Annotated in this window: 16 protein-coding genes; 10 read left to right on the top strand and 6 right to left on the bottom strand. The window is 70.8% G+C overall.

Features of this window, described 5'->3' with window-relative positions:
• Window positions 1–40: 40 nt before the first annotated feature.
• Complete coding sequence (locus ACZ48X_RS07395) at window positions 41–562, bottom strand: hypothetical protein (protein WP_336349758.1); 522 nt, start codon at window positions 560–562, stop codon at window positions 41–43.
• 105 nt (window positions 563–667) lie between these two features.
• Entirely contained in the window at window positions 668–1,906 is a 1,239-nt protein-coding gene (locus ACZ48X_RS07390; protein ID WP_336349759.1) for an outer membrane protein assembly factor BamB family protein, read from the bottom strand.
• Window positions 1,907–2,085: 179 nt separating this feature from the next.
• On the opposite strand from ACZ48X_RS07390, the gene ACZ48X_RS07385 reads away from it, so the two are divergent.
• The 4 genes from ACZ48X_RS07385 to ACZ48X_RS07370 all read left to right on the top strand — a co-directional run bounded on the left by ACZ48X_RS07385 (window position 2,086) and on the right by ACZ48X_RS07370 (window position 6,657).
• Window positions 2,086–3,609, top strand: a complete 1,524-nt coding sequence (locus tag ACZ48X_RS07385; protein ID WP_336349760.1) for a hypothetical protein — start codon at window positions 2,086–2,088, stop codon at window positions 3,607–3,609.
• A gap of 99 nt (window positions 3,610–3,708) precedes the next feature.
• Entirely contained in the window at window positions 3,709–4,791 is a 1,083-nt protein-coding gene (locus ACZ48X_RS07380) for a DUF7350 domain-containing protein (protein ID WP_336349761.1), read from the top strand.
• Between the two features lie 96 nt (window positions 4,792–4,887).
• A complete protein-coding gene (locus ACZ48X_RS07375; RefSeq protein ID WP_336349762.1) occupies window positions 4,888–5,859 on the top strand; it encodes a DUF7282 domain-containing protein in 972 nt (323 codons plus the stop codon).
• A gap of 111 nt (window positions 5,860–5,970) precedes the next feature.
• Window positions 5,971–6,657 (top strand): hypothetical protein, encoded by a 687-nt coding sequence (locus ACZ48X_RS07370; protein WP_336349763.1) that lies wholly within the window; start codon window positions 5,971–5,973, stop codon window positions 6,655–6,657.
• A 126-nt stretch (window positions 6,658–6,783) separates the two neighbouring features.
• Here ACZ48X_RS07370 and ACZ48X_RS07365 read toward each other — a convergent pair whose 3' ends face one another.
• A complete protein-coding gene (locus tag ACZ48X_RS07365; RefSeq protein ID WP_336349764.1) occupies window positions 6,784–6,960 on the bottom strand; it encodes a hypothetical protein in 177 nt (58 codons plus the stop codon).
• Between the two features lie 255 nt (window positions 6,961–7,215).
• Here ACZ48X_RS07365 and ACZ48X_RS07360 point away from each other — a divergent pair, with 255 nt between their 5' ends.
• Both ACZ48X_RS07360 and ACZ48X_RS07355 read left to right on the top strand, forming a co-directional pair.
• Window positions 7,216–7,878, top strand: a complete 663-nt coding sequence (locus ACZ48X_RS07360) for a hypothetical protein (RefSeq protein ID WP_336349765.1) — start codon at window positions 7,216–7,218, stop codon at window positions 7,876–7,878.
• A gap of 129 nt (window positions 7,879–8,007) precedes the next feature.
• Entirely contained in the window at window positions 8,008–8,601 is a 594-nt protein-coding gene (locus ACZ48X_RS07355) for a plastocyanin/azurin family copper-binding protein (RefSeq protein ID WP_336349766.1), read from the top strand.
• A gap of 159 nt (window positions 8,602–8,760) precedes the next feature.
• Here ACZ48X_RS07355 and ACZ48X_RS07350 read toward each other — a convergent pair whose 3' ends face one another.
• Window positions 8,761–9,909, bottom strand: a complete 1,149-nt coding sequence (locus ACZ48X_RS07350) for a hemolysin family protein (protein WP_336349767.1) — start codon at window positions 9,907–9,909, stop codon at window positions 8,761–8,763.
• Window positions 9,910–10,025: 116 nt separating this feature from the next.
• On the bottom strand, window positions 10,026–11,069 hold the full coding sequence (locus ACZ48X_RS07345; RefSeq protein WP_336349768.1) for a phosphotransferase family protein: 1,044 nt from the start codon (window positions 11,067–11,069) through the stop codon (window positions 10,026–10,028).
• A gap of 162 nt (window positions 11,070–11,231) precedes the next feature.
• Between ACZ48X_RS07345 and ACZ48X_RS07340 the strand changes: the two genes are divergently transcribed.
• Window positions 11,232–12,041: a nuclear transport factor 2 family protein gene (locus ACZ48X_RS07340; RefSeq protein WP_336349769.1), complete on the top strand. Its 810-nt coding sequence runs from the start codon at window positions 11,232–11,234 to the stop codon at window positions 12,039–12,041.
• Window positions 12,042–12,176: 135 nt separating this feature from the next.
• Window positions 12,177–12,938 (top strand): carbonic anhydrase, encoded by a 762-nt coding sequence (locus ACZ48X_RS07335; RefSeq protein WP_336349770.1) that lies wholly within the window; start codon window positions 12,177–12,179, stop codon window positions 12,936–12,938.
• Window positions 12,939–12,968: 30 nt separating this feature from the next.
• Here the strand turns inward: ACZ48X_RS07335 and ACZ48X_RS07330 are convergent, their stop codons facing one another.
• On the bottom strand, window positions 12,969–14,000 hold the full coding sequence (locus ACZ48X_RS07330) for a helix-turn-helix transcriptional regulator (RefSeq protein ID WP_336349771.1): 1,032 nt from the start codon (window positions 13,998–14,000) through the stop codon (window positions 12,969–12,971).
• A 184-nt stretch (window positions 14,001–14,184) separates the two neighbouring features.
• Between ACZ48X_RS07330 and ACZ48X_RS07325 the strand changes: the two genes are divergently transcribed.
• Window positions 14,185–15,627 (top strand): FAD-binding oxidoreductase, encoded by a 1,443-nt coding sequence (locus ACZ48X_RS07325; RefSeq protein ID WP_336349772.1) that lies wholly within the window; start codon window positions 14,185–14,187, stop codon window positions 15,625–15,627.
• A gap of 81 nt (window positions 15,628–15,708) precedes the next feature.
• Window positions 15,709–17,265 carry a pyridoxal phosphate-dependent decarboxylase family protein gene (locus ACZ48X_RS07320; protein ID WP_336349773.1) on the top strand — a complete coding sequence of 519 codons (1,557 nt, stop codon included), beginning with the start codon at window positions 15,709–15,711 and terminating at the stop codon, window positions 17,263–17,265.
• Window positions 17,266–17,389: the final 124 nt, after the last annotated feature.

The following is a 17,389-nucleotide window of genomic DNA, read 5'->3' as shown; positions in this document are numbered from 1 at the left end:
TCCCCGCCGGAGGTCGTGACCGGGAGTGCCGAGATGCGCCTCAGTTCGTCGAGTCGCTACTCTCGGAGTCGCCCGCTGGCAGGACTCGGCCGACGACCGGGAGCGCGGAGGAGTCAAGTGGCGACCATCGGCGAGCGGTCACGCCGTCGAGCGTCTGGAGGCCGCCGAGGGTAGCGAGCGCGTACCCGAGGAGGACGAGTGGCGCGTTCGGTTCCGCGCGACAGGTGCCGACGCTCCCGCCGTACCGGATGACGTTGCGGACCGGGTCGTACCGGAAGTACCACCCGTCGCTCGCGCCCTGCAGGCAACTCGCGCCGTTCCAGACGACGCCGCCGACGAACGCGAGCACGCCCACGGGGACGAGCAACGTCGGGAGGACGAGCCGGTACCGCCGGGTCGCGAGCGCGGCGACGACCGGGAGCGTCGATGCGCCGATGGCGTACGGGAAGAGGTAGACCTCGTGGCCCCAACGCGTCCCGAAGGTGACGGCGACGAGGCTCGCGAGCAGGAGGGCGGTGGTGGCAGCGACGAGTACGACGCCGACGAGCGGTCGTCGGTCCATCTGTCGGGAATCCGAGGTCGGGCGGTGAAAAGCTTGTGCCGCGTCCCGTCCTCGACGAGCGCCCGACCGCGTCGTCCGGGACGCTGCGGGGCCCCGCGGTCGGCGTCAGTCGTCGTAGTCGAACCGGCGGACGGTGCCGTCGGCGTAGATGACGACGATCTCGTCGCGGCCGTCGTCGTCGACGTCGTCGAGGACGGGCGCGGCGAAGGCGCGGTCGTCGTGGCCGACGCTCGCGAGCGTCCGGCCGGTCTCGGGGTCGAGGACGGCGACGGTGCCGTCGTGTGCGGCGACGGCGAGTTCCGCGTTGCCGTCGCCGTCGACGTCGCCGGCGACCGGCGGGGGCATCATCTGGACGGCGTCGCTCGCGACCGTCGTCTCCCAGACGACCTCGCCCGTGGTGGCGTTCAGGCGCGCGACGGTGCCGTCGTCGCTCGCGACGAACGCGCCGCCGCCGGCGTCGTCCCGGACCACCGCGCTCGTCGCGGTGAGGTCGCTGCGCGTGGTCGTCCACGCGCGCTCGCCGGTGCCGTCGACCGCGAACACGAACCCGGTCGGGGTGCCCGCGTAGAACTCGGTGACGCCGTCGGCGTCGGCGTCCCCGTGCCCGAGCCACGTCACCGCCTCGCCGTCGAGGGGGACGTTCCAGTCGACGCCACCGGACGCGGTGTACGCGGTCATCGCGCCGGTGCTGTCGGCGACGACGACCTCGACCGCGCCGTCGGCGTCGACGTCGTCGACGACGGGCGACCCCCAGACGTAGCCGTCGCGGTCGTCGCGCCACGCCACGCCACCGTCCGCGTCGAGGACCTGGACGAGGCCGCGCGAGTCGACGACGACGACCTCGGGCGCGGCGTCGCCAGTGACGTTCGCGACGACGGGTTTCGTGTACCCGTACGCCGAGAGTTCCCACTCGCGCTCGACCTCGCCACCGGGCGCGTACGCGACGACGACCTGCTCGGTCGTGGTCGCGAGCACCTCCGTGGTGCCGTCCCGGTCGTAGTCCGCGACGGTGACGTCCGCGACCGCGTGCACCGTGCAGTTCGCGCTCGGAACGGGGTCGCGCCAGCGTTCCTCGCCGCTCGCGGCGTCGAACGCGACGAGCGCGCACGCGTCCACCGCACGCGTCGAGGAGATGGGCGCGAACACGCGAGACTCGTCCCCGACGGTGCCGACCGCGACCTCGTGGTGGTTGTTGTCCGACGGGACCGCCGAGTCGCTCGTCCACGTCGTCGAGAGCGTCGCCGCGCCGTCGCCGTCGACGAGCGCGCCGGTCGCACCAAGGAGAACGGCGCCCGCGAGGCTCGCCAGGACGACCGCGACCGCGACGACGGTGACCGCTCGCATACGCACGCCTCCGGGATGGACGGGGATAAGCGCCCGCTCTCGACCGCGGCCTTCGACCGGCGAACCACGGGACTGTTCCGGGCGGTCGATTCGACCGGCGAACCACGGGACTGTTCCGGGCGGTCGGTTCGACCGGCGAACCACGGCGCACTTGTACCGCGCTGTCGGAGGTTCGACCGATGCAGGAAGACGGTTCAGGTGGACGCGGGTCCCGACGCCGTGGGCGTCGCGCACTCGCGTCGACGGTGCTCGCGCTCGGAGCGCTCGCGGCGGTCGCGGGCGTCGCGAGCGCGCACGGGACGACGGTGGAGACGCCGCCCGTGCCGTTCGTCGCGCTCGTCGTGGGCGCGGCGCTCGCGGTCGGTGGGACCGCGGTCGGACTCGCCGTCGGCCCGGACCCGCCGACGGGACGCGTCCGAATCGGGTCGCTGGACGCGCGCGTGGTCCGCGCGGTCACCGTCTCGGTGCGCGTCCTCGCGACCCTCGCGGTCGCGGCCGCGGTCGCGTCCGGCCTCACGAGCCGTGCCGCCGTGACGTTCGCGGAGATCCTCGTCTGGCCGATACTGTTCAAGGGGTCGCTCGTCGTCGCCGCCGCCGTCGGCTCGCCGTGGCGACTCGTCTCGCCGTGGCACGTCGCGTACGACGCACTCGCCGCGCTGGAGGGCCGGGAACTGGGCGTCCGCGAGTACCCCGACCGCCTCGGGTCGTGGCCGGCGGTCGTCGGCCTCGTCGCCGTCGTCGGCGTCGCCGAGAACCTCACCGTCATTCCCGACGACGGCCGCCTCACGGTCGTGCTCCTGGCCGCGTACGCGTTCGCGATGCTCGCACTCGGGCTCGCGTTCGGTCGGGCCGCGCTCGACCGCGCCGACGCGTTCGCCGTGCTCTACCGGCTCGCCGGCCGCGTCGCCCCCGTCGCGTACGAGCACGATGCCGGCAGCGAGACCACAGGGGCGGACGGGAGCGAGGCGCACCGGGCGCGCGTCGTCGTCTTCCTCCGGCCGCCGTGGGTCGGGAGCGCGCGACCGCTCGCGGACGTCGCCACCGCCGCGTTCGTCGTCGTCGCCGCGGCGACCGTCACGTTCGACGGCGCCGTCGAGACGACCGCCGCCGCGCGCGCCCTCGCAACCCTCGGCGGGGTCGTCGGCGCGTACGCCGGGCTCGCCATCTACGTCGGGTTCCTCGCGGCGTTCCTCGCGGGCGCCGTCCTCGTTCGTCGCGCCGTCTCGATAGCCGCTGGGGCGCCCGCGAGCACCGACGGCGGTCGGACGACCAGTGAGAGAGTCGAAGCCGGGACCGCCGAGGGCGACCGGCCGACCGCGCCGGCCGCCAGAGTCGGGAGCGCCGACGCCGAGCGCGTGCTCCGATACCTCGCCGCGACCCTGCTCCCCATCGCGGTCGCGTACGACGTCGCGCACAACTATCCCTACGTGCTCGTGAACGCGACGCGACTCCTGGAACGCGCGGTCGGCGCGGTCGGCGTCCCGCTCGCGCTCGACCCGGGGAGCGCGCTCGCGCCGGTCGCCGTGTGGACGACGCAGGTCGCGCTCGTCGTCGGCGGCCACCTCGTCGCCGTCGTCGCCGCGCACCTCGCGACCGAGCGCACGTTCCCCGACCCCCGTCGAGCCCGTCGCGGCCACGCACCGCTCGCCGCGCTCATGGTCGCGTACACCGTCGCCTCGCTCTACGTGCTCGCCGCACCGTGACGCGCGCCGCTGGTCGGATGGACTCCGTACGGCGGCGGGAACCGGCGGTTCGATGCGTGAACCACAATCGTTTTTCTTTGCATTCGACTAGGTGCGTGCATGCAACGACGCCGCCTCCTCCAGTCCGTCCCCGCAGCAGCGGCCGGCGTCGGCCTCGCCGGCTGCCTGAATCAGGGCGACGGCGGGACCGAGACCGATAGCGACCCGACCGACACCGCCGAACCGACGACCACGACCCCCGACGGCCCCTCCGGTATCTACGTCCAGACGTTCATGGACCAGATGGTGATGTCGGGGATGGGCAAGTCGGGCGACCTCCGCGCGATGCTCATGCTCTCCATCCCGCACAACTTCTGGAACATCAACGGGCGGAGCGTCGAGAAGACCGAGACGACGGACGCGGACAGCTTCCACATGATGGCGTCCGTGTTCGACGCGGAGACGAACCAGGTCCTGCCCTCGAGCGTGAACACCGAGGTCGTCCGGGACGGCGAGACGGTCACGCAGGAGGTCACGTACCCGATGCTCTCCCAGCGCATGGGCTTTCACTACGGTGCGAACTTCGAGCTGCCGGACTTCGGCGAGTACGTGGCGCGCGTGAACTTCGAGGGCCTCGGGTCGACGCGGGGCGTCGGCGCGCTCGCCGGGAAGTACGGGGAGTCCGCGAGCATCGAGATTCCCTTCGAGTGGAGCGAGGCCGTCGCCGGCGAGTTCAGCGTCCGCGACGTCGACGCCGGCGGGAAGGCCGGTGCGGTGAAGCCGATGGGGTCGATGAACGCGCCGATGGGCGAACTCCCCGAGCCGGACGCGCTCCCCGGGACCGTCGTCGGGTCGAAGCTCGCCGACGGCGCGAACCTCGTCGCCGCTCACGTCGACGGCGGCGGCCGGTTCGCGGACGACGGCGACTACCTGTACGTCTCCGCGCGCACCCGCTACAACGGGTTCGTCGTCCCGATGATGGGCCTGGAGGCGACGGTGACCCGGGACGGCGAGACGGTGTTCGACGACCGGCTCGCGCCCGTCCTCGACGGCGAGATGGGGTACCACTACGGCGCGGCCGTCGACGGCGTCGAGGCCGGCGACGAGGTGGTCGTTCGCGCGACCACGCCCTCGCAGGTCGCGCGTCACGAGGGCTACGAGCGCGCGTTCCGCCAGCTTCCCGCGCGGTCGTTCACCGTCTGAGACCGACTCGCTCACGGAACCACCCGCCTCGCGGCGGGTTTCGTTCACGCGGTCGCTCCCGACAAACACTAAAGAACCCAACCACCACTCATGCACATGCGTCGGTACCTCGCTCCGGTCCTCGCCTGCGTCGTGGTCCTCGCCGCGCTCGCCGCGCTCCCCGTCGCCGGTCACGGCAACCACCTGACGGCGGACGCGCAGGTCGTCGACGACCACGTCGTCGTCGAACGGTCGTTCATGCTCCAGGACGGGTACGCGGTCGTCCACATCGACAGGGGCGGCCAGATGGGGCAGGCCATCGGGCACGTCGCGCTGTCGGCTGGCCCCGACGAGAACTACGAGATCGACGTCGACGAGGAGTTCCTCTCGCAGATCGATGGCGTCGCGAAGGTCTGGGTGGCGCTCCATCGGACCGACGGCGACGGCGAGTTCGAACCGAACCAGGACACCGCGCTCACGGGCATCCAGGGGCGTGTCGCGGGGTCCGTCATCCCGATCTACGTGAGTGACGACGGGAACGTGAACGTGGTCGCGCGGGACTTCGGGAGTCAACGCATCGACGACGCGTCGGTGACCGTGATGCGCGTGGAGTCGAACCGCTCGGGGTTCGTGGCGGTCGAGGACGAGAACGGGACGGTCGTGGGGTCCGCGCCGGTGTCGGCGGGGACGAACGCGAACGTCTCCGTGCCGCTGGAGTCGTCGTTCTACGAGTCCCTGGACCGGAACGAGTCCGCGGAGTTGACCGCGGCCGTCTACCACGACGACGGTGACGGCGAGTTCGATGCGAGCGCGGACCGTCGGGTGACCGTCGGCGGGACGCCGGTCGCGTCCGCGTTCGGCGTGACGAAGGTCGCGAACGCGAGCCGGACGACGTCCATCGTGGTGACGGCGACGGGGACGACCGCGCCGGCGCCGACGACGACGTCCGCGGGGTCGACGGCGACCGCCGCGGATGGGTCGACGACCGGTTCCGGTGGTACCGGTGGTGCTCCCGGCTTCGGCGCGGTCGCTGCGGCGGTCGCGGTCGTGAGTGCGCTCGTGGCGCTCGGCGTCCGCGGACGCGACTGAGACACGTTCGGGGTTCTGGGGTCGCTCTCGGTTCTCGAAGACCGCCGCCGCCCTATTTTCGGTGTACTATAACAAAAATTTAATACTGGGGACTCGGACGTTCGTGTCGTGATGCGAGAGTCCGAGAACGACGAACGCGACGGTCCGGTCGAGGACGGGGTCGAGCCGTTCGCGCGTGACGGCGTCGACGACGTCTTCGCTGGCGGGCGCGTCGATCCGTCGCTCGTCGAGGCGTCCGTGGACGCGCTCTTCGAGCGGTTCGAGGAGGACACGCCCGAGGAGGTGATGCTCGCGGACCGACGAGCGAGCGAGGCCGACGTCGTTCCGGCGCCACCGGCGTTCGAGGCGTTCGCGGCGGACGTCGACGACCGGCTTGAAGCGACGGACGATTCGACGCCCGACCCCGAGGACGTGGTGGGGTTCGAGGACGCACCCGAGCCGCGTTCGGTGGACGCGAGTGCGTCCGGAGCCGGTGACTCGCGCGAAGTTCCCGGCTCGTCGTTCGATGGGTCGGGCGAACCGGTGGCGGCGGCGGAGTCAGGATGGTGTCCGTCGGAGGAACCGATGGCGGCGGCCGACGGCGAGGACCCGACGCGTGGTGACGAGTCGCTGACCGCTTCCGACGGTGGTCAGGAGTGTGCTTCCGGCACGGATGCGTTCGAGTGGGTGTCGGAGCCGGTGGTCGCGAGGACGGTGCTCGCTGACCCCGAGTCGGTTCGACGGTTCGCGGCGGACGACGGCGACGTGGACGGGGAGACGGGCGTGTTCTCGCGACTGCGGTCGTCGTTCCCGTTCTGACGCGGCCGGGTCGGCGTTGCTACCAGTGCGCTGCGGGGTGTCGGGTGGTGAGCGTGGGGAGAGTGCGAGTAGCGGCGTGGAAGGGAGTGGAGCGGGTTTCGAGGGGGGAGTGGGGTGGGTGCGAGTTCAGGCTTCGAGCGGGTCGTCGAAGAGGCGGGTCCTGGCGGTGTGTTCGTCGACGTGGTCGACGTCGGCGATGCAGTTCACGGAGCAGTACGTGTCGGTTCCGTCGGCGCGGTGTTCGGTGTAGCGGACGTCCGCGCCGTCGATGGCGGTTCCGCACTGCGCACAGGTTTGTGCCATGGTCACTCATACGTCTGTGTAGCATTCTTATTAAGTGTTAGGAAAACTGAAAGAAAACTCCGCGAGGTTTCCGAATAACCGATAGAGATTGTCGGTAGTTATGGGCGCTGCGGTTCCAGAAACTCTCCGCGAGTTGCCGAAGCGGGCCGACGTTCGCCCGAAAGACGTCCGGCCGTACCGAGGTGCGCCCGAACCGACGAGCAGGCCAGGCGGCATGGCACCGCACTTTTCATCGTCGCCGACTCACGCAGGAGTATGCGTCACGCCCTCCTCCGAAGTGCGCGCGAGCGGTTCACCGCACGCCGCCTCCTCGGTCTCGCCGCGTTCGTCGTCGTCCTGTACGCGCTCCTCGACTTCACCGTCGACGGCATCGTTTCGGTCTGCATCGGGCTCGCAGCGGTCGAACTCGTCGGCGTCGTCACCGACGCGGACGCCGTCCCGGACCGCCACGTCAAGGCCGGCATCGGCGCCGTCGTCCTCGTCGGGAGCGTCGTCCTCGCCGTCGAGTTCGCACGCACCGGCGACGGCGAACTCTGGCTCCCAGTCTACACGTTCCTCGCCGGCGCGTGGTTCCTCGCCGACGCCACCGCCGACGCCCGCACCGGAACGAACCCGGACCCACTCGAAGACGTCGACTCCCGGAGCGACGTCATGGCGACGCTGAAGCACGCGAACCGCATCGCGACCGCACTCGAGGACGGCCCCCTCACTCGCAGCGAACTCCACGACGCCTGCGACCTCGACCCCGACGCGGTCGACGACGCACTCGCCATCACCACGAAGCAAGGGATCGTCGTCCGCGACGACGAACGCTACCGGCTCGACCGCTCGGAACTCGGCACCGTCGCGTTCCTCCGCGGCCTCCTCACGCGCCCCATCCGGCGAATCGTCCGACCGGCACGCGTCCTCCTGTCCTGACGACCGTCGACCTATCCTGACGACCGTGCACGCCCGCGGCGGCTCGGAGCGGAGAACGCACGCAGGAACGGCTAATACCTCTACGAGCGTACGTACACGGGTCAGTCTCTGTTTGGATTGACACCCACCATGCAACAACCCGAACAGCACACGCAGTCACGACGCAACGTCCTGAAGACCGCCGGTATCGCCACCGTCGCCCTCCTCGCACTCCCCGGTGCAGCAGCGGCGAAGACCACCCCGAAGGGCAACGGCTACGGGAACGGGAACGGTATCGGTGCGTTCCTGAACGCGCCCGCGGAGTTCAAGAACTCGCCCGTGTGGACCGGCGGTATCGAGAACCACAAGCGCGAATCGACGGTCACCGTCACCGTTGGCGCGATGACCGACGTCGACGTCCCCAACGTTCCCATCCCGAGCGCCCCGGTCGCGTTCGCGCCGCAAGCGATCGTCGTCTCGCCCGGCACGACCGTCGTCTGGACGTGGCCGACGTACGAGGAACCGGTCGCGGGCATCCCGCACGACGTCGTCGCGCTCGACGGGTCGTTCGACAGCGGCCTCCAGTTCCCCGAGACCGCGACGGACTTCTCGCACACGTTCGAGGAGCGCGGCACGTACCTGTACTACTGTACGCCTCACGGCGCTCCGTTCCCGGTCGAGTCGTTCCTCGGGTTCGAGGTCCTGAACGAGTTCGGGATGCGCGGCGCCGTCGTCGTCGCCTGACGGAGCGAGAGCGAGTTGACGGCCCGAGCGAGCCGTTCGTCCGACGACGAGGACTGCGTCGCTGGAACTCACCCGATGCCGGTTCGCTCGTAGAACGGGGGTGCGCGTCGGTCGTGGTGGGTCGGACCAGCCCCACGCTGGGCCGTCGACGCGTTCGGTTCAGTCCTCGGCGTCCAGTGGGTCCTCGAGTTCGCCGGCGATGGCTTCGAACGCGTCCGTCGCGGTGACGACGCCGACCGCACGACCGTCGTCCTCGACGACGGCGAGCTCCTGGTTCGCCGCCTGGAACGCGTCGATCGCCTCACTCACCGGCATGTCCACCGGGACGGTCATCGCGTCCACGGCGACGTCCGCGAACGTCTTCTCGCCCGCGTCGAGCGCCTGCCGTTCGTCGAGCAAGGACTGCGTGTAGACGACGCCTTCGACGTCGTCGAGGTCCTCGCCGACGAGCGGGAATCGCGTATGCGGCGTTCCGTGGATGGCCTCGAAGTTCTCCGCGGTCGACGCCCCCGTGGAGACCGCGACGACGTCCTCGCGGTCGACCATGATGTCGCCGACCTGGATGCGGTCGATGGCGAGCGCGTTCATCACCTCGCGCCGACGCTCCTCGGGGAGGCCGGCGCCCGAGAGCGCGTCACCCATCCGCGCCATCAACTCGCCGCGACTCCGGCCGCCCTCGCTGCCGTCGCCGTCCTCGCCCTCGATCTCCTCTTCGGCCCACGACCGCGTTATCTCGACGCCGAACGCCGCGAGCATCGCCTTCGCGAGCCAGTCCGCGAACGTGATGATGGGTCCGAATATCTTCGTCCACCAGTAGAGGATGGGCGCGCCGTACTTCGCGACCTGCTTCGAGCGCTCGATGCCGAGGTACGTCGGCGCCTGCTCGCCGACGGTCAGGTGGAGGATGTTGATGACGCCGTAGGAGAGCGCGGCCGCGAGGAACGTGTGGCCGCCCTCGCCGCCGCCACCGCCGCCGACGAGGCCGCCGAGGCCGACGCCCGAGAGCGCTGGCTCGATGGCCGGCCGGACCGCGGACACGACCGGGTCAAGGAGCGCGGCGAGCGCGGGTTCGGCGGCGATACCGAGCCCGACGCTACAGATGGTGATGCCGAGCTGGCAGCCCGAGAGGTATATCTCGAGGCGTTCGGTCATCTCCCACGCGCGTTCCAGGCCGCGAGACCCCGTGAACGCGGCCTCCTCGAACTGCCGGACGCGCGTCATCGCGAACTCGATGGTGACGAAGTACCCGTTCCCGAGCAGGAGGACGACGCCCGCGAACAGCCGTAGCAACGTTGTCGTCTCGACCATTCTCGTTCGACGCCACTCCCTACGCCCGGATAAACGCTATCCATCGCATCCTTGGCCGACGAACGGCGCGAGCGGGTTCGACCGTCAGTTCTCGCGGGCGGTGGCGCCCTGACGGGTCAGCGCTCGCGCGCGACTGCGAGCCGCCGGTCCATCTCGGCGTCGACCTCGGCGGCGAGTTCGTCGGTGGGTTCGTCGAAGTCGTCGGCCCACTTCTCGAAGAATCCGGTGACGCCGAGGTAGGTGACGGCGTCGTAGATCGCTCGTCGGTCCTCGAAGCCGTCGGGGAGGCCGCCGGCGCGCTCGCGGTAGCCGTCGTAGAACGCTCGCGCGTGGCGTTCGGTCCCGGGGTCGTACCGGGAGTCGACGAACTGCCGTCGCGTGCGCTGGAGTTCGCGGACGGGGTCGCCGACGTGCGCGAGCTCCCAGTCGAGGAGGCCGACGGTCGGCGCGCGCTCGGCGGTATCGGACGAGTGGGCGTCGTGCACGATATCGGACGAGTGGGCGTCGTGCAGGAACTGGTTCGGGCGTGCGGGGTCGCCGTGGCAGAGCGCGGCAGGGGCGTCGCGGAGCGCGTCGCGTTCGTCGTCGACGAGCGCGAGCACGTCGTCGTAGTGGTCGTCGAACCGGCCGCCGTCGGCGCGGTCGCGCGACCACCGTATCTGGTCGGCGAGGAGGGCCGGCCAGGGTTCGGGGTCGACGTGGAGTTCGCGTGCGTCGCCGCCGACGACCCGGCCGTGGTCGTCGAACCGTTGGTCGTGGACGGCCGCGAACGTCCTGCCGACGGCGCGTGCGAACGCCGCGCGGTCGTCGTCGTCGGCGTCGCGCCACGCGCGCCAGCCGATGGTGCCGTCGACGTCGGCGGTGACGACGTACGGCGGGTCGGCCGCGTCGTCGGTCGCGCTCGCGAGCACCGTCGGCACCGGGACGGTGACGTTCGCGTCGACGTACGCGAGGACGCCGCACTCGCGGGCGGCCCGCGACGGGTCGCCGTCGACGGCGACCTTGCAGTACGCGCGGTCGCCGTCCGCGAACTCGACGCCTATCGTGCGATTGCCGTCGTTCCACGACGGGCCGGCGTCGCCGGCCGCCGCCACCTCGCGCTCGGGGAACGCGGCCGCGAGCACCGAACGGACTACCGGGGAGACCTCGACGTCGGGCATCGTTCGTGGACGACGACCAAGCGCTCGAAAACCCTTGGGGTCGTGTGCGTGCCCGTCTCACGGTAATTCGGTCGGCGACGGGTCGAGCCGAGAGCAACCGGCAAGCAACTGGCAGGCTGTCTCTAAGCCTCTGCAAGTCCTACATCAACGTTGGTGTAAGAAATGAGTGAATCACAGTCCAAGGGCAACGTCGGCATCGTCTCCGAGCTGTATCGCGCGTACAACGACGGCGACGCGGACGCTGCCGCCGGATACCTCGCGGACGACATCGAGTGGCGAACGGCGTTCGAGACGGTCCACGGCGCCGACGCCGTCATCGAGACGTCGTTCCAGCCGGACGGCGAGTACGAGTTCGTCGTCGACGTCGACGAGTACCTCGACGCCGGCGACACCGTCGTCGCCTTCGGCTCGTTCGACGTCGGAACCGAGGACGGCGAGGTCCACGAGATCGAGATGGTGCACCGGTTCGACCTCGCCGACGGCGAGATCGTCAGGTTCCGCGGCTACCCGGACTCCAGACGGCTCGAACCGTTCATGGGACCGGAAGCGGACGCGACCAGGCTCATGGCGCGCGAGAACGCCGCGATCCTCGGCAAGCACGACCTCGGCTTCGTCGACGAAGCGTACGCCGAGGACGTCGTCATCCACATGATCCGCGCCGGCGACGACGACCCGGTCGCGTCGCGCGACGACGTCAAGACCGTCTACGGCGACTGGCTCGAGGCGTTCCCGGACCTCGAGATCGAGGTGCACGCGACCGTCGCGCAGGACGACGTCGTCATGCAGTACTTCACGTTCCACGGCACGCACGACGGCGAGTTCCGCGGTATCGAACCGACGGGGAAGGACATCTCGGTGGACGGCTTCCACATGCGCCGCATCGAGGACGGCGAGGTCGTCGAGATGGCTTCGGTCGCGTCGATGGCGGACCTCATCGCCCAGCTCGACCTCGAGTACCCGCTCGCCGCGTAGACGGGTCGCCTCCGTCGCGCAATCGACGGGTCGCTGCTGCCGCGTACTCGACGGCGTCCCCGTCCCGATTCTTCCGCGACTGCAACACTGGGAGCGAACCGGGGATAATACGTGCTGGCGGTCGATGGTAGCGGTATGACGCGGACGATAGCCGATCTCCTCGACGGGAACCTGGCGCACGCCGACGCGTACGCCGACCGGTTCGACGACCTACAGAACGCCCAGCACCCCGATGCCGTCTCGGTGTGCTGCTCGGACAGCCGCGTCCTTCAGGACGAACTCTGGGGGAACGACGACCCGGGGCGCGTGTTCACCGTCGGGAACATCGGAAACCGCGTCGTCCAGCGGTCCAGGGACGGTGAGACGGTCGTCTCCGGGGACGTCCTCTACCCGCTCGCGTACACCGGCACGAAGACCGCGGTCGTCGTCGGCCACACCGGGTGTGGCGCGGTGACGGCGACGTACGACGCCGTCCGCGCCGACCGCCAGGCTGCCAGCGACGCGCCGGGCGTGGCGGGCGACGGGTCGACGCCCGCGGACGCCCCGGACCCGGTCCCGGCCGACCGCCATCCGGCGGGCGTCAGGCGCTGCATCGAACTCCTCCGGCCGCGCGTCGCACCCGGCGTCGACGAACTCCCCGCCGACCTCACGCACGCGGACGCCGTCAACCACCTCGTCGAGTACAACGTCGACCGGCAGGTCGAGGCGCTCCGCGACAGCGCGGACGTCCCCGACGACGTCGGCGTCTTCGGCGTCGTCTACGACTTCCAGGACGTCTACGGCGGCGCGCGCGGCGAGGTGCACGTCGTCAACGTCGACGGCGAGCGCGACCCCGAGCGCATCCGGGACGCGAACCCCGACGTCGACGACCGCGTCACGCGCCGGTTCCAGTACTGAGCGCCGAGGGTCGCGAGCGACGCGAGCGGTTCAATCCTCCAGCGTCCGAGCGTCGAGGGGGTCGGCGTCGGCGCGGACGGCGCGGTAGACGCGCTCGCCCCATTCGCGGGCGACGTCGTCGTCGGTGTCGACGAACACCGTCGCGAGGCCCGTCCGGTCGTCGTAGCCAGCGATGCCGACGCGGTCGTCGAACACGGCGAGCCCGTACGGCAGGGTCTCTCGCGTCCGGATGGTCAGGTGGCCGGCGGCGATGGCGTCTCGGGCGCGCTCGGGGGCGGTCTCGAGGAGCTTCTCGGCGGCCGAGCGCCGATAGACGACCTCGGTCTCGGTTCCGTCGAGGACGTGGTCATCGCGCCCGCGACGCACGGGTGGCGTCATCGGCGTGGTGTTGAACCCGCGGAACGTCTCGGAGTCGGCGGCGAGTTCCGCGAACCGCTCGACGGGCCGATACGGGTCGTCGGGGTCGGCGACGGTGACGGTCGCGTCGACGAACGGCTCCAGGACGAACTCCTGGTGGTCGGGACAGACCGCGTCGAGGAGTGGCGCGAGGCGGTCGGCCGTCCGAACGGTCGCCTCGAACCGCAGGACTTCCTCGGCGACGGCCTCGCCGCGCCCGGTGAGGTGGAGGCGACCGTCGTCCTTCTCGACGAACTCGTGCTCGTCGAGCCAGCGCGCGAGACGGTGACTGGTCGCGCGCGACACGTTCAGGTGCGCTTCGATCTCTCGTCGGTCCATCGGGCCGGCGAGGAGCGCCTCGAGGACGGGACCGTGCCGGACGACGTCGGCGAGAGCGTCCGCGTCGAGGCGGTCACCGGTCGCGGCGAGGCGAGTCCCGAGGTGGCGTCGGTTCCGGGCGTTCTCGAGCACGGACTCCAGGACGGGCGACCCCGGCACCGGGTCGTCGTCGCCGACCCCCCGCTCGTCGGCGTCCGTCCGCGGGTCGTCGTCGCCGACCCCCCGCTCGTCGGCGTCCGTCCGCGGGTCGTCGTCGCCGACCCTCCGCTCGTCGGCGTCTCGGTCAGTGCTCGTCGGCGTCGTCGGCCGGTGTCCGTCGCCGGGCATCACTTCTCTGCATAGAGGGACGCTAGCACGTGACGTAACGTTTCTCGTTCGTCGAGCGAACGCCCGTTCGCGGCGTGAGACGCAATCCGCACCGCGAATTCCCGTTCGTCGCGTGACCCGATGCGGTCGGCTCGAACGCCGTTCGCGTGAATGAGGCCAACGCGTCCGCGAACGAAGGCGCAGTATGGCATCCATCGACACCGGTCGAGCCGACCGCGACGCCCTCGAGACCGACGTGCACGGCACCGTCCACTGGCCGGGCGACCCCGAGTACGACGACGCCCGACGCGTCTGGAACGCGATGATAGACCGTCGCCCGGCCGTCGTCGTGCGGTGTCGTGGCGTCGCCGACGTCCGTAGCGCGCTCGCGTTCGCTCGCGCCGACGACCGCGCAGTGTGCGTGCGCGGCGGCGGCCACAACGTCGCCGGCACCGCGATCGCGGACGACGCCGTCGTCGTCGACCTCTCCGACCTGACCGCGGTCGGGGTCGACCCGGACGCGCGAACGGCGTGGGTGCAGGGCGGCGCGACCTGGGCGGACGTCGACCACGAGACGCAGGCGTTCGGGCTCGCCACGCCCGGTGGCGTCGTCTCCGAGACGGGCGTCGGCGGGCTCACGCTCGGCGGCGGCATCGGGCACCTCCGCCGGCGGTACGGGCTCGCGTGCGACAACGTCCGCGCGGTCGACCTCGTGACCGCCGACGGCGAGTACGTGCACGCGACCGACGACTCGCACCCCGACGTCCTCTGGGCGCTCCGCGGCGGCGCCCGGTCACTGGGCGTCGTCACCGCGTTCGAGTACGACCTCCACCCCGTCGGCCCGGACGTGGCGACGTGCTTCGTCGTCTACGACGCCCGGGACGCGCCCGAAGTCATGCGGCAGTACCGGGACTGGGCCGCGACCGCACCCGACGCCGTCAGCACGCTCACCGCCGCCGGCGTCATCCCCGACGCGGAACTGTTCCCGGCGACCGTCCTCGACGACTCGAAGCTCGCGGTCCTCGGCTGTCACGCCGGCGACCCGGCGACCGGGCAGGACGAGCTCGCGCCGCTCCGCGAGTTCGCGACGCCGCTCGCGGACGAGAGCGGCGTGAGGGCGTACGCGGACTTCCAGCAGCTGCTCGACGAGGACTACCCCGACGGCATGCGGTACTACTGGAAGTCGCTCTACCTCGACGGCCTGCCGGACGCCGCCGTCGACCGGCTCCTCGACTGGGCCGAGCGCGCGCCGTCGCCGCTCTCGACCGTCGACGTCTGGCACCTCGGCGGCGCGATCGACGACGCTGACCCGCCAGCGAGCGCGTATCCTGCCCGCGACGCGCCGTGGCTCCTCGGCGTCGAGGCGAACTGGGAGGACCCCGCTGCCGACGACGCGAACGTCGCGTGGGTCCGCGAGTGCCTCACCGACCTCAGCGAGTTCACCGACGGCGCGTTCTACGTGAACTTCCCCGGGTTCTTCGAATCCTACGACGAATCGATGCGCGCGACCTTCGGCGACGCGTACGAGCGACTGAAGGCCGTCGTCGGCGAGTACGACCCGAACGGACTGTTCGCTGGAGGTGGGCCGACGGAGGCCGACGACCCGGGGACCGCAACCCAGGACGACCCGGGGGCCGCAACCGACTGACCCCGGGGCCTGCTCCGCGCGGTCGACAACCGTCGGCAAACGGTGACAACCCCTTCGGGCCTCTGTGCGGTAGTTGGTAGCATGGCCACTGAATCCGGGTCAGTCCCGCACGAACTCGACCCCGATGCGTTCCGGGAACTCGGCTACCGGACCATCGACGTCATCGCGGACTACTACGACTCCCTCGACGACCGCCCGGTCTACGTCCAGGCCGCCCCCGAGGACGTCGTCGCCGCGTTCGACGAACCCCTCCCCGAGTCCGGCGTCGACCCGGACCGCATCCTCGACGCCATCGAGACCGACGTCATCCCGTACGCGACGCACAACCCGTCCCCCCGGTTCTTCGGGTTCGTCATGGGCGGCGGCCAACCGATTGCGACTCTCGCGGACGCCGTCGCCGCCGCGGTGAACATGAACGTCGGCGGCTGGCATCCCGCACCCTCAGGGACCGAGGTCGAACGCACCGTCGTCGAGTGGCTCGCGGACGCCATCGGGTACCCGACGGACGCGATGGGGTTCCTGACGAGCGGCGGGACGATGGCGAACGTCGTCGCCGTCCTCACCGCGTTCCGCGACCACACGAACCACGAGACGCGACAGATGGGGCTCCAGGGCGAGGACCGCCCGACGTACACGCTCTACGTCGCCGACCACGAGTGCCACTCGAGCATCTACCGCGCCGCGGACATGCTCAACCTCGGCCGCGATGCGGTACGCCTCGTCCCCTCGAACGACGACTTCACGATGAACGTCGACGCACTCGAAGCCCGCCTCGACGCGGACGAGGCCGACGGCGACGAGCCGTTCTGCGTCGTCGGACAGGCTGGCTCGATCAACGTCAGCGCCATCGACCCGCTGGAGGACATCGCCGCGGTCTGCGAGGCCCGCGACGTCTGGTTCCACGTCGACGGCGCCTGCGGCGCGGTCGGCGCGATGCTCCCCGAGCTCGCGGACCGATACGCCGGCCTCGACCGCGCGGACTCCGTGACGCTCGACCCCCACAAGTGGCTGAACGTCCCTTACGAGTGCGGGGCCGTGCTCGTCGACGACCAGGACGCGCTCGCGGAGACGTTCGCGATGCACGCCGCGTACCTCCGCGGGTCGGTCGCGGAGACGCCCGCGGAGTTCGACTACTACGAGTTCGGCCCGCAGATGTCGCGGGGGTTCCGCGCGCTCAAGGTCTGGGCGACGTTCAAGCACCTGGGCGTCGACGGCTACCGCGCCCACCTCCGCGGTGGCATCGCGCGCGCCGAGCACCTCCACGAGCGCGTCCGCGACCACGACGACTTCGAGACCGTCCAGGAGCCGAACCTGTTCATCTACTCGTTCCGGTACGCCCCCGCCGACGTCCAGGCAGCATTCGAGGCCGGACGCGGTGACGAGACCCACCCCGGCGAACCCATGGACCGCGTTCACGAGTACGTCGACCGCCTGAACCAGGCGCTCGTCGACGAGGTCGTCGACAGCGGCCTCGCGTTCCTCACGACCACGCTCGTCCACGACCGGCGGACGCTCCGCATGTCCATCTGTAACCATCGGACGACCGACGACGACATCGACGCCGTGTTCGACGCGCTCGCCGACACCGGCGCGCGACTCGACGCGGACTGGCGCCCCGAAGCGAGCCTCCCCCTCTGACGCGGTCGCAACTCTCGAAGACGGTCACCGCACTCTCGAAGACGGTCGCCGACCCTCGAACGCGGTCGCGGAGGCTGCACGGTCTGACGGGACTTTTGTACGGTCGCGTCCAGTGGAGAGACGA

The sequence above is a fragment of the Halorubellus litoreus genome (assembly GCF_055378595.1).
Note: the sequence above shows the minus strand (reverse complement) of the source record. Positions and strands in the feature narration are given on the sequence as shown.

Coding starts and splice junctions, on each gene's coding strand:
- ACZ48X_RS07395 (WP_336349758.1), bottom strand. CDS start 562: ATGGACCGACGACCGCTCGTCGGCGTCGTACTCGTCGCTGCCACCACC.
- ACZ48X_RS07370 (WP_336349763.1), top strand. CDS start 5,971: ATGCGAGAGTCCGAGAACGACGAACGCGACGGTCCGGTCGAGGACGGG.
- ACZ48X_RS07330 (WP_336349771.1), bottom strand. CDS start 14,000: ATGCCCGGCGACGGACACCGGCCGACGACGCCGACGAGCACTGACCGA.
- ACZ48X_RS07320 (WP_336349773.1), top strand. CDS start 15,709: ATGGCCACTGAATCCGGGTCAGTCCCGCACGAACTCGACCCCGATGCG.
- ACZ48X_RS07360 (WP_336349765.1), top strand. CDS start 7,216: ATGCGTCACGCCCTCCTCCGAAGTGCGCGCGAGCGGTTCACCGCACGC.
- ACZ48X_RS07390 (WP_336349759.1), bottom strand. CDS start 1,906: ATGCGAGCGGTCACCGTCGTCGCGGTCGCGGTCGTCCTGGCGAGCCTC.
- ACZ48X_RS07350 (WP_336349767.1), bottom strand. CDS start 9,909: ATGGTCGAGACGACAACGTTGCTACGGCTGTTCGCGGGCGTCGTCCTC.
- ACZ48X_RS07335 (WP_336349770.1), top strand. CDS start 12,177: ATGACGCGGACGATAGCCGATCTCCTCGACGGGAACCTGGCGCACGCC.
- ACZ48X_RS07365 (WP_336349764.1), bottom strand. CDS start 6,960: ATGGCACAAACCTGTGCGCAGTGCGGAACCGCCATCGACGGCGCGGAC.
- ACZ48X_RS07345 (WP_336349768.1), bottom strand. CDS start 11,069: ATGCCCGACGTCGAGGTCTCCCCGGTAGTCCGTTCGGTGCTCGCGGCC.
- ACZ48X_RS07325 (WP_336349772.1), top strand. CDS start 14,185: ATGGCATCCATCGACACCGGTCGAGCCGACCGCGACGCCCTCGAGACC.
- ACZ48X_RS07355 (WP_336349766.1), top strand. CDS start 8,008: ATGCAACAACCCGAACAGCACACGCAGTCACGACGCAACGTCCTGAAG.
- ACZ48X_RS07385 (WP_336349760.1), top strand. CDS start 2,086: ATGCAGGAAGACGGTTCAGGTGGACGCGGGTCCCGACGCCGTGGGCGT.
- ACZ48X_RS07340 (WP_336349769.1), top strand. CDS start 11,232: ATGAGTGAATCACAGTCCAAGGGCAACGTCGGCATCGTCTCCGAGCTG.
- ACZ48X_RS07375 (WP_336349762.1), top strand. CDS start 4,888: ATGCGTCGGTACCTCGCTCCGGTCCTCGCCTGCGTCGTGGTCCTCGCC.
- ACZ48X_RS07380 (WP_336349761.1), top strand. CDS start 3,709: ATGCAACGACGCCGCCTCCTCCAGTCCGTCCCCGCAGCAGCGGCCGGC.